Here is a 16,376-nt window from a genome sequence, read left to right on the forward strand (position 1 = left end):
TTGTGATCACTACTGTAACTCCTGTCTTAACAATTACTAATTCAAAGTAATTGAGTCGTGAAATGAAATAGGAATTGAGGCAACATGGCGGAAATATCTGCAAAACTCGTCCAAGAGCTACGTCAAAAAACCGGCGCTGGCATGATGGACTGTAAAAAAGCGCTGATAGAAAATGATGGCAGTATAGAAGCAGCCATAGACTGGTTACGAAAAAAAGGTATTGCTAAAGCAGACAAAGCGAGTTCTCGGATTGCTGCTGAGGGTTTGGTGGAAACCTACATTCAACCTGATGGTAAGGTTGGTGTATTAATCGAAGTAAACTGCCAAACAGACTTTGTTGCTCGTAACGATGCTTTCAAATCCTTAGTTAAAACCCTGGCTCAACAAGCAGCAACTGCTGATAGTGTAGAGTCTTTGTTGGCTCAACCCTACATTGAAAATTCCAGCTTGACTGTAGATGAAGCTATTAAACAAGCAACTGCTACCTTGGGTGAGAATATTCAGGTACGACGTTTTGTTTCATATGCTCCAGCAGCAGGCACATCAGGAATAGTAGACAGCTATATCCACACAGGTGGTCGAGTGGGTGTATTAGTTGAACTAGGAGCAAAAACAGAGTCAGCTGCTAGTAATGAAGAGTTCCAAAGTCTGGCAAAAAATGTAGCAATGCAAGTTGCCGCTTGTCCCAATGTTGAATACGTGAGTGTAGATCAAATTCCTGCCGAATTTGTTCAAAAAGAGAAAGACATTGAAATGGGCAAGGATGATTTGGGTAATAAACCAGAGAACATTAGAGAAAAAATTGTTCAAGGTAGAATTGAAAAACGTCTAAAAGAAATTACTTTGCTGGATCAACCTTATATCCGCGATCAAAGTATTTCCATAGAAGACTTGATGAAACAAGTTCAATCTAAAGTAGGCGAAGATATCCAAGTTAAGGGCTTTGTCCGTTATGTACTGGGTGAAGGCATTGAAAAACAAGAAGTGAGCTTTGCTGATGAAGTAGCTGCTCAAATGGGTGCTAAATAATTGAGTTCTCATTTCTTATGTTTTAGCCTGGAAAGCTGATGGACTAAGAGCTAGATGCTTACCCTATGAGTCATTAGTCTATAGTTTATTGGTTGATAGTATATGATTATTCAATAATTACCTATTGACAGTGAACTATAGACTTTTGATTAAATAACTACTTAAATAACAGGTCTAGCAGATTTTGCTGACCTGTATTTTATTGAGAGTAGGTATAGCAATAGACAAAGCGTTTAGGGCATTAGTAATATCTAAAACTAATTAGGGTCAGGATTTAACTTTTGTCTTTTGCCTCTTGCCTTCTGCTATAAGTGGTCGTGCAAAATAAATTTCATATTTAGGGAAGGTGACAGGTGACACACAAGAGATACAGAGATTTCTATTGTTTTCCCAAATGTGCAATTAATTTTGCCCAGGTACTTAAAATATGGGATTAAAGCTGATGTAGCAAGAACAGAGTGCGGTTTTCCTCATATCTGTTAGTCTCTATCTCCTACCTTTCTTGATAAAATTCAGATGGAGACAAAAGGTAAGATATGGCCAGAGCAATTGAGCGCATAGAGCAGGATATTACAAATTTAAAACAAGGAATTGGAGCGATCGCCATAGAACTCCATAGCAATTATCTGAGTTATTTAACTCTTCTTGGAGAAGCTTTACAAAAACAGTTAATTTTGGCAACTTATCACCTGTGTACCCAGGGATATCCTGATAGTTTTATGAAGCTATCACTTAATCAGCGGCAACAGTTACAACAAGGTATCCGCAAATTAGGTAAAAAGGGGGCTGAAAAATTACTATTGTATGTTGTTCAGACTGAAGAAGAAGACCTAGAAGACTTAGAAGACCTAGAAGACTCAGAAGACTTAGAAGACTTAGAAGACTTAGAAGACTTAGAAGACTTAGAAGACTTAGAAGACTTAGAAGAAATTGAAGACTCAGAAGAAATTGAAGAACTTGAAGACACTAAAAACGATCAAGAATCTACCTCTAAGAGGCAAAAATATTTAGATCCTTCTAATCCTATGGAAGTCGCACAATGGCATCAGGATTTAGAAGAACAAATCCAGTATGTATTAAGAAAAACATCTCAAGAGGCTAATTCTTTATTGCAAAAAGCTGGGATATTACCGAAAAAATTACCACAGCCAATTTTAGCAGCGGCAGCAGCGGCAGCATCAGAAGCATCAGCCGAAGTAATGCCAGGACCACCCAACCTTTTAAACTTAGTAATTGAAATCAGTAATGAGCAAGATGCAGAAAATACCAGTTTGACACCACTGATAACTATTAACTTGAGATTAGGAGACATTGAATTTGCTGATAACACGCTTTTGTCAGCACGTAAACAAATCCGTAATATCTTATTGCAATTAAATAAACTCGGAAAAGAATATCAGAAAAAACATAAAGAACTGAGCATAGCAGAAGCAGAAGCCGCTTGGCGTGCTAGTTGGTTTGAGGACTAACCACTACGCGACAGTTAAAATTCAAAAGTCAAAAGTCAAAATCAAAGAACTTCTCTCAATTCCTTACCCGATTCCCTATTCCCTTGATAAATGACTAATGAAATACCTGATTGGATAAGATTACATAAAGCCTTGACAGTAGAGGCTGAAAATGGCTTTACAGATTTGATGGGTAGACAATATCGCTTTAGTGAATTTCTGAGTTTGACTTTTGGGAAATTCCCCCAAAGTTTACCATCAAAAGAGCGATCGCGCTGGCATCAAATAGCCAGACAATTTGCTGATTATCCAAATACAAGTGTAGAAATCAGACAGCATTTAATCGCAGAAGTAAGAAGATACCTTTACCAACTACAAAAAGAATTAGAAGAGGGAACTAAAGAACCAGAAGAACCAAGAGCAAATTATAAAACTAAAACCATCAAGACAACCCCAATGGTTGCCGAAGTTAGTAAGCGACTTGCTCCAAAAATTGATCAAAAACTGAGCGATTTACCAGAAATTGGCATTAAAAGAGCCGAGAATTTGGCAAAGTTAAATTTACTAACGGTCCGGGATTTGTTATTTTATTATCCCCGTGATCATATTGATTATGCTCGCCAAGTTAATATTCAAGAATTACAAGGAGGTGAAACAGTTACAATTATCGCTACAGTCAAGCGTTGTAATTGTTTTACCAGTCCTAAAAATAAGAAATTAACTATTTTAGAATTACTATTAAAAGATAATACTGGACAAATTAGAGTTAATCGTTTTTATGCTGGGGCAAGATTTAGTAGTCGTGGTTGGCAAGAAAGTTTAAAACGGCGTTATGCTGTGGGTAGTGTGATAGCTGCTTGTGGCTTAGTGAAAGCTAGTAAATATGGAGTAACTTTAGATAATCCTGAAATTGAAGTATTAGCAAATCCCGGTGATACGATAGAATCTTTTACTATTGGTAGAGTTGTTCCTATTTATGGTTTAACTGAAGGAGTAATGGCAAATACAGTTAGACAAGCTGTAATTGCGGCGTTACCTGCGGCGGTTAATTTTAAAGATCCTTTACCACCGGGTTTAAGAAAAAAATATGAATTGATGGAATTAAAAGAGGCAATTCCTAATATTCATTTTCCTAAAGATAGTGATACTTTAAAAATAGCTCGACGGCGTTTAGTATTTGATGAATTTTTCTATTTACAACTGGGTTTATTACAACGACAAAAACAAGCTAAGGCAATTCAAACTAGCGCGGTTTTAGCACCCAAAGGTAAGTTATTAGAACAGTTTAATGAGATTTTACCTTTTAAATTTACCAATGCTCAACAAAGGGTTATTAATGATATTCTTAATGATTTACAAAAACCTGCACCGATGAATCGTTTAGTTCAAGGTGATGTCGGTTCAGGTAAAACGGTGGTAGCTGTGGTGGCAATTTTAGCGGCTATTCAATCTGGTTATCAAGCGGCATTGATGGCACCGACGGAAGTATTAGCAGAACAACATTATCGAAAATTAGTTAGTTGGTTTAATCTCTTACATTTGCCAGTTGAATTATTAACAGGTTCAACAAAAACAGCAAAAAGAAGAGAAATTCATGCTCAGTTAGAAACAGGTGAATTACCTCTTTTGGTGGGAACTCATGCGTTAATTCAAGATAAAGTGAATTTTCAAAGTTTGGGTTTAGTTGTGATTGATGAACAGCATCGGTTTGGGGTAGAACAAAGGGCAAAGTTACAACAAAAAGGTGAACAACCCCACGTTTTAACTATGACTGCTACTCCTATTCCGAGAACTTTGGCGTTAACAGTTCATGGTGATTTAGATGTGAGTCAAATTGATGAATTACCACCGGGAAGACAAGAAATTAAAACATCTTTATTAACTGGTCAGCAAAGACCCCAAGCTTATGATTTAATGAGGAGAGAAGTTGCCCAAGGTAGACAAATTTATGTAGTTTTGCCTTTGGTGGAAGAGTCGGAAAAATTAGATTTGCGTTCCGCTGTTGATGAACATCGGAAATTACAAGAAAGTGTTTTTCCCGATTTTCAAGTTGGGTTATTACATGGAAAAATGACTTCCGCAGAAAAGGATGAAGCTATTACTAAATTTCGGGATAATGAAACCCAGATTTTAGTTTCTACGACTGTGGTAGAGGTGGGTGTGGATGTGCCTAATGCCACGGTGATGTTAATTGAACACGCGGAGAGATTTGGGTTATCGCAGTTACACCAATTACGGGGGCGTGTTGGTCGGGGTGCTGCACAATCCTATTGTTTATTGATGAGTAGTTCTCGGAGTCCTGATGCTCAACAGCGGTTGAAAGTGTTGGAACAGTCCCAGGATGGGTTTTTTATTTCGGAAATGGATATGCGGTTTCGTGGCCCTGGGGAAGTGATGGGGACTCGACAATCTGGGGTAGCGGATTTTACTTTGGCTAGTTTGGTGGAAGATGAGGATGTGTTGTTGTTAGCGCGTCAAGCTGCGGAGAAGGTGATTGATATGGATGTGAGTTTGGCGCGTTGGCCATTGATGCAGGATGAGTTGCAGTATAGGTATGCGCGGTTAATGGGGGGAGCAATTTTGACTTAGAATAAAGTTTAGAAATACTAATTATTAACTATGTTACAACGACTAAAACTTAATGGATTCAAGTCTATTAAAAATATGGATCTTGAATTGCGTCCTTTAAATATTTTAATTGGAGCTAATGGAGCAGGTAAAAGTAATCTCATTTCGTTTTTTAAGATGTTAAATGAGATGATGAGCGATAGATTGCAACAATATATTGCTATATCTGGTTATGCTCAATCTCTATTGCACTTTGGACCCAAGGTAACACCACAAATAGAAGCACAATTAGAGTTTGAATTTAGAGGTGCTGCATATAAATATCATTTTAATTTGCTTCATGCAGCAGGAGATACACTAATTTTTGGCGAAGAAAATTTGAGCGCAAAGGGGTTAGAAAATAACTCTCGGTTACTATCACTTTTTAATTCTTTGGGTTCAGGACATCAGGAATCAAAAATGATTGATGGAGTAGCAGAAGGTTTGCAAACTGCTATCCCTCTTAATTACTTGTTAGATCAATTTCGTGTTTACCACTTTCATGATACATCTTCTACGTCAGCAATTCGTCAATCCTGTTATGTTGGTTATAATAAGTTATTAATGTCTGATGGGGGAAATGTAGCCGCATTACTTCTGAGATTACGCGAAGACAATAACATAGCCTATCAGCGTATTATTAAAACTATTCGTTTAATCGCCCCATTTTTTGATGATTTTGTGCTTGAACCTAGAGGTAATAATGTTATTCTGAATTGGCGAGAAAAAGGATCGGAACAAGTTTTTGGACCTCATCAATTCTCTGATGGGACATTGCGTGCTATTTGTTTAATTACTTTGCTTTTGCAACCTGAAGAACAAATACTAAAATTAATTATTGTTGATGAGCCAGAATTGGGTTTACATCCTTATGCTTTAAATATTATAGCGGCGATTTTTGGTAAGGCTTCCTATCATACACAAATTTTAATTAGTACCCAATCTACTGCTTTTTTAGATAACTTTAATCCTGAAGATGTAATTACAGTAGATAGAGTAGATAAGGAGTCAATATTTAAAAGGTTAAATGCAGAAGAGTTAGAAGCTTGGTTAGAAGAATATAGTTTAGGAGAAATTTGGGAAAAAAATATCATTGGTGGAGGTCCCCACTAATGATTAGACTCTATTTATTTGCTGAAGGACAAACTGAACAGACATTTGCTGATAATATCCTTACACCACATCTGGCTAGATATAATGTTTTTTTGGAGAAAATTATATTGATAGCTCATGCTAGGAGAAAAGGTAAAGTTCATCGTGGAGGTGGTCGAAAATATGAACCAATGAGAGATGATATTTTGCGTTTTATCAAACAGGAGAAAGGAGCTAATGTTTTCTTTACAACGATGATTGATTTGTATGCGATCGCTCCTGAATTTCCAGGATTAAATGAATCTGAAAAACTCCGTCAAAATCCTATACAAAGAGTAGAATTTTTAGAGAAAGCTTTTGCTGATGATATTGATGATAGACGATTTGTTCCCTATATTCAATTCCATGAATACGAAGCTTATCTGTTTGCTGATCCAAATTGTTTTAATAAACATTATGGTAACTGTTCAGAAAAAGTTAAAATTCTCAAGAATATTGTTGATAGTTATGAAACTCCTGAATTAATAAATGATGGTATAGAAACAGCACCTAGTAAACGTATTATTTCCCAGTTTCCTACTTATGAAAAAGGAAAGGTTGCTGATGGTTCACAATTAGCTGAATTAATAGGTTTAGAAACAATTAGGAATAAATGTCCTCACTTTAATTCATGGTTGTTGCAACTTGAATCATTGACACTGTAAAATATTTATATACCCAAATTTAACTATGGTATGTTGCTGAATATTATAAATAGGAAATGTAATCATGGTTATTTCTCAAACCCACCCACCAAACCCCACAACAGAGGTTGAAAAAACAAACTTCACTCCAGAAGAATATCGCGCAATGGAGGAAACAGCTACAGAAAAACATGAATATTGTAATGGAGAAATTATTGTTATGCCTGGAGGTTCAGAAGTTCATAGCCGTATAGGTGTAAATATTACTACTTTGCTGAATGTAGCTTTGAGAGATACTGATTTTCAAACTTATAATGGTGATTTAAGAATTTGGATTCCTGAATTTAATCATGGAACTTATGCTGATGTGATGGTGATTAACTGTGAACCAGAATTTAATGGCGATCGCACTGATGAAATTCTCAACCCTTTATTAATTATTGAGGTGCTTTCTCCTTCTACTGAAGGTTATGACAGAGGGGATAAATTCAGAAAATATCGCGCAATTTCTAGTTTTTGTGAATATCTGTTAGTGAGTCAAACAGAACCTTATATTGAGCATTATTATAAACAGGAAAATCAAAATCATGATCTTTGGCAATTACAAGCTTATGATCAAATTGAAAAATCAGTTTTTCTGCACAGTTTAAATGTAGAAATTCCCATGAATGAAATTTATCGGCGGATTAATTTTTAAGTGGGTTAATTCTTGTAGTTTAAACTGATTAAATTAACTAGGGGATGTACCTTCAAGACATCACCCCTCAACCCTGACTATAAAACCTAACAACTAACTAAACTCAATTGTTTCAATAAACTCTAAAATATTCTGTTTAATATCATCAGCTTCTTCCAAAATATTACCAGGAATATCACCATCAAAAAATGTCCGCTGACTGCTAAATATATACAAAAAATCATGATTGATAAAACATAATAACCCCCGATAAGCATTTAATCTAACAGCATTACCATTAGTTTCTTGTTTAGAAATTGTTGATCCTTTCGGCATATCAACTAATACATAATAATAGCCTTTTAAAGAATCTTTCAGATATTCTGTATATTTTATCTCTGCACCTTCAATATGGGCAAAAATAGCTTGTGGTAGATACTTTTCAATCAAAACTGAATGTAGATACTTTTCCTCTCCTTGGGATTCAATTGTTATTAATGATTCAGAGGGAATAGGATAATAATCTATTCTTAGTAAAGTGCCAACATCATCGGAAAAACCAACCATTCCTTCTTGACTTTGAATTTTTCCACCCTGTTCTGGATTCACTGGAATAGGAACAATAAAATTCCCCAAAGGTGATTGATATACTTGTTGCCCAAATTCATCTAATATAATTGTTTCGTATTCTTCTACATATTCTTCCTGTTTATCTCCTGCTTCTATTGCAGCTATTAATTCCCTAATCATTTCTTCTGCTTCTATATCTTCTAGTTCTAAGGCTTGTTGTAGATGTTGAATGTAAGGTTGTTTTTGTGTGGGAATAGTTAAGGTTTCATCGTCTAGCAGCATTACCACCCCAGCAGCAAAAGCATCCAATATTATCTCATCAATAATACTCATATTGGCAGTATTAAATAATGCTCCCAAACCTTCATGTTTAGCGATCGCTGCCATTCGATCAACGGTTTCTTGCATTTCTTCTTCTGAGTATTCGTCAAAAATCTGAAACTCCCAGAGAATACCCGCTAAACTTTCCGTATCTAAGTCTTCAAGGGAAGAATCTACTATTGCGGTAATTACGGCTATAGCTGCTACTGCTTCCTCTGGACTCAGTGATTCTTCTGATACGTCTTGTGATTTGAATATCCTATCATACTTCGTCATCATATTTAGCTCCATCAACACCTTGTTAGTAATAACCGATTACACACAGTAACAATTGTTAGTTTACCAATATCAGCAGCTTTTGTAGATATTATTTTGTTTATATTAGTAATCTATTTTACCAATGAAAAATAAAAGTTGCAGTTGGACAAGCGCATCCCACAGCAACAGTTAAAACCCACAAGAATGATGTTAAAATGTGCTGAATCATTATTTTGTGAGTATAAATAGAATCATAAATCTTTATAGATGTATTTATTTGACACACAATTGTCAAGTAATTATACTAAACACGATTGGGAAATAGACTTTTGTGAGATGAAGAAAAACTTTGATGTGTAGGGGTTTAGCACTGCTAAATCCCTACCTATAGAATCAAATGATTTAGCTGTTTTGAGTATAATTACTAGATTGAGTAACTCGCGCCTCAATATCCTCTAAAGTACGTAATAACAGGCGATTAGCTTGTAATTTCCAGCCCCATTTCTGGATTCTAATAGCTGCTACCGTACCTAATATAGATGCTAAAAAACAGACTGGTTGATTGAGGGGAATTCCAAACAATAAACCCAAACCAGCAATACCCCAAAATGGCAAAGCAACAGCTTGTCTTTGTTCTTCGACTATCTCCGCAATTGTACCAGATGGCATAGTCGCTAATAATTCAGCTTTCATTTGTTGTTGTTGTACTAAGGAGAGAGATAAACTAATCTTCCTGCGTAGTTTTTCCATCTTTCTTGCATCAGTGCTATATTCCGTTAATTCATCTTCTGCCATTTTCAAGAATTTTTCTAATTGAGACATGGTGTATTTAGTTGATATTTTATGTACAGTTATTTATTATCTCTAATGATTTGAATTTTTGAATACAACTCAATTACTAATCATCAAAGTAAAATGACTAATCTTTTAGAAAGATAACGCTTAATTATCCGTAGCTGAATACCTGAACAAGATGCAGAAAAAGTATTTGCAATCTATTTCGGGTAAAACATATGCCACAGAAGCAGATAAAGCTATACTAAATTACAGCTTTAGTCAGTTGAATTTTTCAGCTATTTATGCTGTAGTAAACTTAGATAGTTATGCTTCCATTCATGTCACAAAAAGTAGGAAATGAACCCATTAGGATTAACCAGTAACTAGAATGCTATTGAATTACTTTTAGTTAAAAAAATAAAATAGTAAAAAATTTAATAGTAACCAATGACTAACGAATAATAACAAATGACTAAAAAATGGTTTCGTCTCGGTACAATATTCATATTTATTCTGTCATTTAGCTTACGATTTTGGGGATTAGATAGATTTAATACCCTCGTATTTGATGAAGTTTACTTTGCTCAATTTGGCAATAACTATCTGACACAAACACCATTTTTTAATGCCCATCCTCCCCTCAGTCAATATATCATTGGCTTGGGAATTTGGATTGGTAATCATATTCCCTTTTGGCAAAATACCGTTAATGGTGCAACAGGTTATTTATTATCTCCTTGGAGTTATCGGTGGACAAATGCTTTTATAGGTTCATTAATTCCCTTCATAATTATTTTACTCACTTATCAACTAAGTTATCGGCGCAGCTTTGCTTTATTAGCAGGTTTATTTACAGCATTAGATGGTTTATTTTTAGTAGAATCTCGTTATGCTTTAAGTAATATCTATATAGTTTTCTTTGGACTACTTGGGAATTTGTGTTTATTATTAGCCTTGGAAAAACAAAATAAACAACGTTGGGTTGCTTTAATAATAGCTGGAATTAGTTTTGGTGCTTCCGTAGGAACAAAATGGAATGGTTTATGGTTTCTAGCAGGTGTTTATGGAATATGGATTACAGCTTGCTTAATTAGTTGGTTACAATCATTTTTAAAAAATGATAACTTGAATCCTCAAGATAACCAAAATTATGAGCAAATAATATTACAAAAAATTACACAAATCAATATTTTCCAGATGGCGTTTTTTCTAGGAATTATCCCCGGAATTATATATAGTTTAATTTGGATTCCTCACCTGCAACTAGATACAAGATATGGATTTATAGAAGTTCATAAACAAATTTTGCAATTTCATCTGCAATTAGGTGGCAATAATCCTAGTATTCATCCTTACTGTGCTGCATGGTATAAATGGCCGTTATTAACTAGGCCAATGGCTTATTATTATCAAACTACTCAAAATATCAGAGATCCTTTACCTGTATTTGGTCCACCTTTACCTCGTGATGCTGGTAAAATTATCTATGATGTCCATGCCATAGGTAATCCTTTTTTATGGTGGTTTGGTTTAATAGCAATAATATTTTTAATATCAATGTTATTTATTAAGATTATTTTACCAGGAATACAACAAAAATGCTTATTTATTCCTAAAAATATCGGTACTGACACTTGGATTGGTTTATATATAGTTATTAATTATGCTGCTAATTTATTACCTTGGGTGAAAGTAAATCGCTGTGTATTTATCTATCATTATATGAGTGCGGTGGTATTTACATTCATAGCCCTTGCTTGGTTTGTTGATCAATGTCTTCGCAGCTATCGCAAAGAATGGCGTATAGTTGGCTTAACTATTACTTTTATGATTATAGCTGCCTTTATTTTTTGGCTACCTATTTATTTGGGTTTACCTCTTTCTGTAGAGGATTATCGCTTACGGATGTGGTTTAGAAGCTGGATATAAAAATTTAAACCCTGGTTGATTTTAAATTTAAATAACACCAATCTTGAATATATTTATATCCATATTAGGTTTTCACCGCTCAACTTCATTTTCATTTATATATAATTCATCCCCTTTACATTATTACATTAATGCCACATCTCATCTTCTCCCGCCTTGTCACCCATTAAGGATTCTGACAGAAAAGTCCATTCCCTTCATAGTTTGATAATTTCCCCCTATTTCCGTAAATATCAGAATTTCTGCTGTATGTATAATCTGTATTTTCGACTATCCTAGATGTAAAGGATTTTCCAGCAGTTTCAGGGACATACCAGCAATGAAAATTTTTAAAAATATAGGAATTGCCGCTATATCGGGAATGATGTTTTTAACAGTACCGTCCGTAGCTACAGCTAATGATCCCGGTGGTTGTTATATGGTGACATCATCCGGCAAAACTGTCAGCTTGGGGACACTCTGCGGTATGACGACAGCACCATCATCAACTCCCACAGTTTTTAAAATACCTATTAAACGTCGTATCGGTAAAACACCAATTATAGATGTCACATTTAATGGTAGTCAAACTTTTGAGATGGTTTTTGATACTGGTGCTACGGGGATTTTAATTACTCAAAAAATAGCTCAAGCTCTGAATTTTCAAGCCTCTGGAAAGGTAAAAGCCAGTATTGCTGATGGTAGTATTATTGAACTGCAAACAGGCAGAGTTTTAACAATCGGTGTAGGTGGTGCTGTCGTGAATAATGCTCAGGTTACTGTCGCACCTAAAGCTAAAATTGGTTTGTTAGGTCACGGTTTTTTTGAGAAATATGATCTGAAAATTCTCAAAGATCAAATTGAATTTTATCCACGTTAATAAATCAACCCTATTATTACACTACCTGGCTAAAAAACCAGGAGTATAAAAATATATATCTACAAACGTTGCAGTAGGTTTAACCCATGAGTATCAGTGCCACAGGTACTAAATAGACCGTATTCCTCCGCTAACATTTTTACTTCCGCTGTTTGCACTTTACAGGGTTTCCACGGGTTAGGATTTTTGTAAGCGTAGAAAGCTTCAACGCCATCAATACCGTACTCCGCTGCTTTGGGAATTAAATCAAAGTGCGATCGCCTGTAACGGGCTGGATGGGCTAGTACAGCCAGTCCTCCGGCATCATGAATAGCTGCTATGACATTAATTGCTTGATATTCTTTACCTGTGGTTGCTAGTCCTTGCAAGTAAGGTTTTATACAGGAATTCTTGATTTCAAATCCATAGGCCAAAATATGCACTTCTGCATCTAACAATTTGGCATTTATTTCTACACCACTCCACAGGTAAGGAATACTGCTATCTGCATGATTCCATTGCCAATCCTCCAACCACTTTTGTGCTACTTGATACCCACAAACACTGTGATGATCAGTAATAGCCAGTCCTTTTAAACCAATGGTGATCGCCTGTTCCATTAGTATATCTGGAGACAATCTACCATCGGAGTATACTGTGTGCATATGAAAGTTGAACAACTTAGGACAACTTTGAGCATTAATGCCTTGGAAGACTTGTTTTAAAAGTTCTGTGGAAGCACTAGTCCGGGCAAAATTTACAACCATAACCCCCTCTGAACAAGAATATGAGATTCTGAATAAACTCAAACGCAAAACTTAAATCATAGAAGTTGCTAGCACCTCATACTAGTATTTGCCGCTACACTTTCAACTACAGTAATTATTTTTTGAGATTTATTAAAACTAAGTTAGCAAATCTCAATGCTTATAGTCATGAGTATTCTTGATTACTTCTATAAAGAAAGTTTAAACTTTTGCCTAATTTTTTATAAACACTGCTAATATCATAGCGCGAAAATTTAGCAAACAGCTGGTTTAAAAAAGAGTTACAGCAGATTACACGTAGATTATAAACAATCTGCCAGATAAAACTCTAGTATCAAAACACTTTCAATGATAATTACTGTTGTATTTGCCAATATCAACCAACTCTCTAAGTAAAAAGACTTACTAATTCCCCAGAACCAGTAACAACTTCACCAATAGCAAAAGCAGGAATATCTTGTGATTGAAAATGGTTAATTGCTAGTTCTGCTGCATGGGGTGGCAATATTAATACAAATCCAATACCCATATTAAAAGTATTATACATAGCTTCCATACTAACTGATCCAGCCTGGGCTAACCATGCAAACACAGGAGGAATATGCCAACTACCAGGATGAATTTTTATAGATTGGCCCGTTCCTAAGCATCTGGGTAAATTTTCTGGTAAACCACCACCAGTAATGTGTGCCATACCATGAACTTCTAAGCCATTTTTTAACGCTGCTAGAACCGGCTTGACATAAATACGAGTAGGTGTAAGGAAAGTTGCACCGATGCTTTCTCCATTGAATAATTCTGGAGTATGGTCCCAAGCAAAACCACCATCACTGACAATTTTTCTGACTAAACTAAAACCGTTACTGTGAACACCTGCACTAGCTAAACCGATAGCGACATCTCCCACTTGTACCTGAGAACCATCTAGCATTCGGCTTTTTTCTGCTATTCCCACACAAAAACCAGCTAAGTCATATTCACCGACTTGATAAAAACCGGGCATTTCTGCGGTTTCTCCACCTAACAAAGCTGCACCAGCTAATTTACAACCTGTAGCAACTCCTGCAACTACTTGGGTTAACTGTTCTTTGTCCAGTTTACCTGTAGCTAAATAGTCCAGAAAAAATAATGGTTCTGCCCCCGATGTCAACACATCGTTAACACACATTGCGACTAAATCAATACCTACGGTGTCGTGACGGTTGAGAACTTGAGCAATTTTCAGCTTTGTACCCACACCATCTGTACCAGATATCAAAACGGGTTCTTGATAACCTGTAGGTAATTGAAAACAACCACCAAACCCTCCTAAACCCCCTATTACCTCTGGTCTAAAGGTACTGTGTACCAAATTACGAATTTGGCCGATAAAAGCTCTACCTGCTTCGACATCAACACCTGCTTCCCGATAATCCATGACTATTTACACCGTAATCATTCTTTTTTAACCAGGTTTTATATGATGACACAAAATAGGGAACAGGCAATAGGGAAAGGAGGGGAAGAATATTTATATTTTACTTTTTAACTTTTCCCTCCCATAACTAATAATTCAAATTAACTAAAATACTTCTTCTTCTATTCCTTGCCACCATTCACCTAAATTCATTAAGTCTTGGTAAATATCAGCTAGTTCTTGTTCATAGGTTGCTGATGATATTGTGTTTTGCTTTTCTTGGAGTTTTTTTAGTCGCAGTTGTACCAATAACCAAGGTTTAGCAATACTATCTGTGGTTTCTATATATTGTGCTAGTTCTTTACTATCCATAAAATTATACTTTAATTTTTAGACTTCATTACAGTAGCTTTCAGCAAGCTAACCCTTTATATGTGAGGATTTTTGATTATTATTTGTACCCCATTTATCTGTAATACGCTGTATTTTATATTTAATTATAAATCATTAATAAGCAATTACTAATGTCTAATTTCTAATTCATAAATTGCGATTGGTTCATCTTTACCTTTAACTTTAACAGATTCATCTACAAGTCTGAGAGAAAACGATTCAGGATGGCAGAGGTTTTTGATAACTGATTCTGTGACTAGAATTTCACAATTATATTGTTTCGTTAGTCCTTCAATGCGAGAAGCAACATTAACTGCATCACCAATAACTGTAGAATCCATGCGGGAAGTAAAACCAACTGTACCCATAACTACTGTACCACGATGAATCCCAATACCCACAGAGATAATTGGTAATTCTTGTTGCGATCGCTGATCATTAAACTTATCTAAAGCCTGTTGCATGGCAATTGCTGCTTGTATGGCTGAGTCTGTGGCCTCATCATCAAAAAGTGCCATAATTGCATCACCTATATATTTATCAATAAATCCTCCTGATTCGTCAATGGCTTTTCCTAGACAGGCTAAATAATCATTTAAAAATAAAAAAATTTCCATTGGTGCCATTACTTCTGACATAGAAGTATAACCACGAATATCACAGAATAAAATTGTCATTTTCCTGGTAGAAGCCATACCAACTTCAATGTTTTCTATGCCTTGGGGGGCAATAACTGAGACAAATTTATCTGGGACAAATCTCTCAAAAGATTCTACTGTTTTTTGTAATTTACTAAATGATATTTGCAACTCTGCTGACATTTGGTTTACGGAGTTTGCTAAGGCACGAATTTCATCTGGTAAATATTTAGTCTCTACTCTCTGTTTTAAATCACCCTTGGCAATTTTAGTCACACTAATCTGTAAACTTCTAACTGTATCACTTAATTCTTTTGCTAAAATATAGGCACATATCCAACCAAAATTAAGTCCTAAAAAACCCATAACTAGGGCTTTATGAATTGCATTATTTACAGCTTCATTAACTTTTTTTAGAGATATACCTATTCGTAATCTTCCCAACTTTTTACCAGATATTTTCAGAATATCTGAGGATACTTCCATGACTTGTTCTCCTCGCTTTCCTCTCAATTGATTATTATATAAAATATCACGGAGGATAACTGTCTCAATGATAGTAGTTTCTTGCTTTGATTCCAGGGAATTTTTAGTTACACTATAAGGAACAATATTAGGAATATAATCATTTTGTAGCTCGTTGGGGAAAGCAGCAATAATTTTATCTTCTTGAGATGAGTCTGATATAATCACATAGACAATTTCATCATTTTCTCTCATTAATAAATTGAGATTGACACGAATTTGACTCCAATTTTCTTGAGAAAGTTCATTAGAATATGTGTAGCTTAAAACTTTAGATATAACTCTGGCATCATTCAGCTTTTCTATCCTGTAGGCGTTGCTTTCACTATTGGCCCAAACTGTTAAGATCGAACTGATTAAGGCAACAATTATTAATGTAGTCGAGGTCAATATTTGGGTGTGAATGGAACGGAATATAAAAAATTTCAT

Annotated in this window: 14 protein-coding genes; 8 read left to right on the forward strand and 6 right to left on the reverse strand. The window is 35.3% G+C overall.

The window, feature by feature from the left end; genetic code table 11:
- The first annotated feature begins 84 nt into the window (after nt 1–84).
- From tsf to WJM97_RS17810, 6 genes are all read left to right on the forward strand, one after another.
- On the forward strand, nt 85–1,029 hold the full coding sequence (tsf, locus tag WJM97_RS17785) for a translation elongation factor Ts (RefSeq protein WP_353930114.1): 945 nt from the start codon (nt 85–87) through the stop codon (nt 1,027–1,029).
- Nucleotides 1,030–1,565: 536 nt separating this feature from the next.
- Entirely contained in the window at nt 1,566–2,498 is a 933-nt protein-coding gene (locus WJM97_RS17790) for a hypothetical protein (protein ID WP_353930115.1), read from the forward strand.
- Between the two features lie 90 nt (nt 2,499–2,588).
- The gene (gene recG, locus WJM97_RS17795) at nt 2,589–5,066 is read left to right on the forward strand and encodes an ATP-dependent DNA helicase RecG (protein WP_353930116.1); all 2,478 of its coding nucleotides are present in this window, start codon (nt 2,589–2,591) and stop codon (nt 5,064–5,066) included.
- Nucleotides 5,067–5,096: 30 nt separating this feature from the next.
- Entirely contained in the window at nt 5,097–6,197 is a 1,101-nt protein-coding gene (locus WJM97_RS17800; protein ID WP_353930117.1) for an AAA family ATPase, read from the forward strand.
- The gene (locus WJM97_RS17805; RefSeq protein WP_353930118.1) at nt 6,197–6,880 is read left to right on the forward strand and encodes a DUF4276 family protein; all 684 of its coding nucleotides are present in this window, start codon (nt 6,197–6,199) and stop codon (nt 6,878–6,880) included. Before WJM97_RS17800 ends, WJM97_RS17805 begins: the two co-directional genes overlap by 1 nt.
- A 64-nt stretch (nt 6,881–6,944) precedes the next feature.
- Nucleotides 6,945–7,556, forward strand: a complete 612-nt coding sequence (locus WJM97_RS17810; protein ID WP_353930119.1) for a Uma2 family endonuclease — start codon at nt 6,945–6,947, stop codon at nt 7,554–7,556.
- A 93-nt stretch (nt 7,557–7,649) separates the two neighbouring features.
- On the opposite strand, the gene WJM97_RS17815 is transcribed toward WJM97_RS17810, so the two are convergent.
- A complete protein-coding gene (locus WJM97_RS17815) occupies nt 7,650–8,702 on the reverse strand; it encodes a hypothetical protein (RefSeq protein ID WP_353933204.1) in 1,053 nt (350 codons plus the stop codon).
- A gap of 384 nt (nt 8,703–9,086) precedes the next feature.
- Complete coding sequence (locus tag WJM97_RS17820; protein WP_353930120.1) at nt 9,087–9,506, reverse strand: hypothetical protein; 420 nt, start codon at nt 9,504–9,506, stop codon at nt 9,087–9,089.
- A 423-nt stretch (nt 9,507–9,929) separates the two neighbouring features.
- Between WJM97_RS17820 and WJM97_RS17825 the strand changes: the two genes are divergently transcribed.
- Both WJM97_RS17825 and WJM97_RS17830 read left to right on the forward strand, forming a co-directional pair.
- Nucleotides 9,930–11,390 carry a phospholipid carrier-dependent glycosyltransferase gene (locus tag WJM97_RS17825; protein WP_353930121.1) on the forward strand — a complete coding sequence of 487 codons (1,461 nt, stop codon included), beginning with the start codon at nt 9,930–9,932 and terminating at the stop codon, nt 11,388–11,390.
- Between the two features lie 319 nt (nt 11,391–11,709).
- Nucleotides 11,710–12,249 (forward strand): retropepsin-like aspartic protease, encoded by a 540-nt coding sequence (locus WJM97_RS17830; protein WP_353930122.1) that lies wholly within the window; start codon nt 11,710–11,712, stop codon nt 12,247–12,249.
- A gap of 59 nt (nt 12,250–12,308) precedes the next feature.
- On the opposite strand, the gene WJM97_RS17835 is transcribed toward WJM97_RS17830, so the two are convergent.
- The 4 genes from WJM97_RS17835 to WJM97_RS17850 all read right to left on the reverse strand — a co-directional run bounded on the left by WJM97_RS17835 (nt 12,309) and on the right by WJM97_RS17850 (nt 16,376).
- Nucleotides 12,309–12,995 (reverse strand): PHP domain-containing protein, encoded by a 687-nt coding sequence (locus tag WJM97_RS17835; RefSeq protein ID WP_353930123.1) that lies wholly within the window; start codon nt 12,993–12,995, stop codon nt 12,309–12,311.
- A 388-nt stretch (nt 12,996–13,383) separates the two neighbouring features.
- Nucleotides 13,384–14,412 (reverse strand): phosphoribosylformylglycinamidine cyclo-ligase, encoded by a 1,029-nt coding sequence (purM, locus tag WJM97_RS17840; protein WP_353930124.1) that lies wholly within the window; start codon nt 14,410–14,412, stop codon nt 13,384–13,386.
- Nucleotides 14,413–14,556: 144 nt separating this feature from the next.
- Entirely contained in the window at nt 14,557–14,763 is a 207-nt protein-coding gene (locus tag WJM97_RS17845) for a hypothetical protein (RefSeq protein WP_353930125.1), read from the reverse strand.
- Nucleotides 14,764–14,912: 149 nt separating this feature from the next.
- Nucleotides 14,913–16,376, reverse strand: coding sequence for an adenylate/guanylate cyclase domain-containing protein (locus tag WJM97_RS17850; protein ID WP_353930126.1), 1,464 nt, complete (start codon nt 16,374–16,376; stop codon nt 14,913–14,915).

The organism is Okeanomitos corallinicola TIOX110 (assembly GCF_038050375.1).
Classification (GTDB): domain Bacteria; phylum Cyanobacteriota; class Cyanobacteriia; order Cyanobacteriales; family Nostocaceae; genus Okeanomitos; species Okeanomitos corallinicola.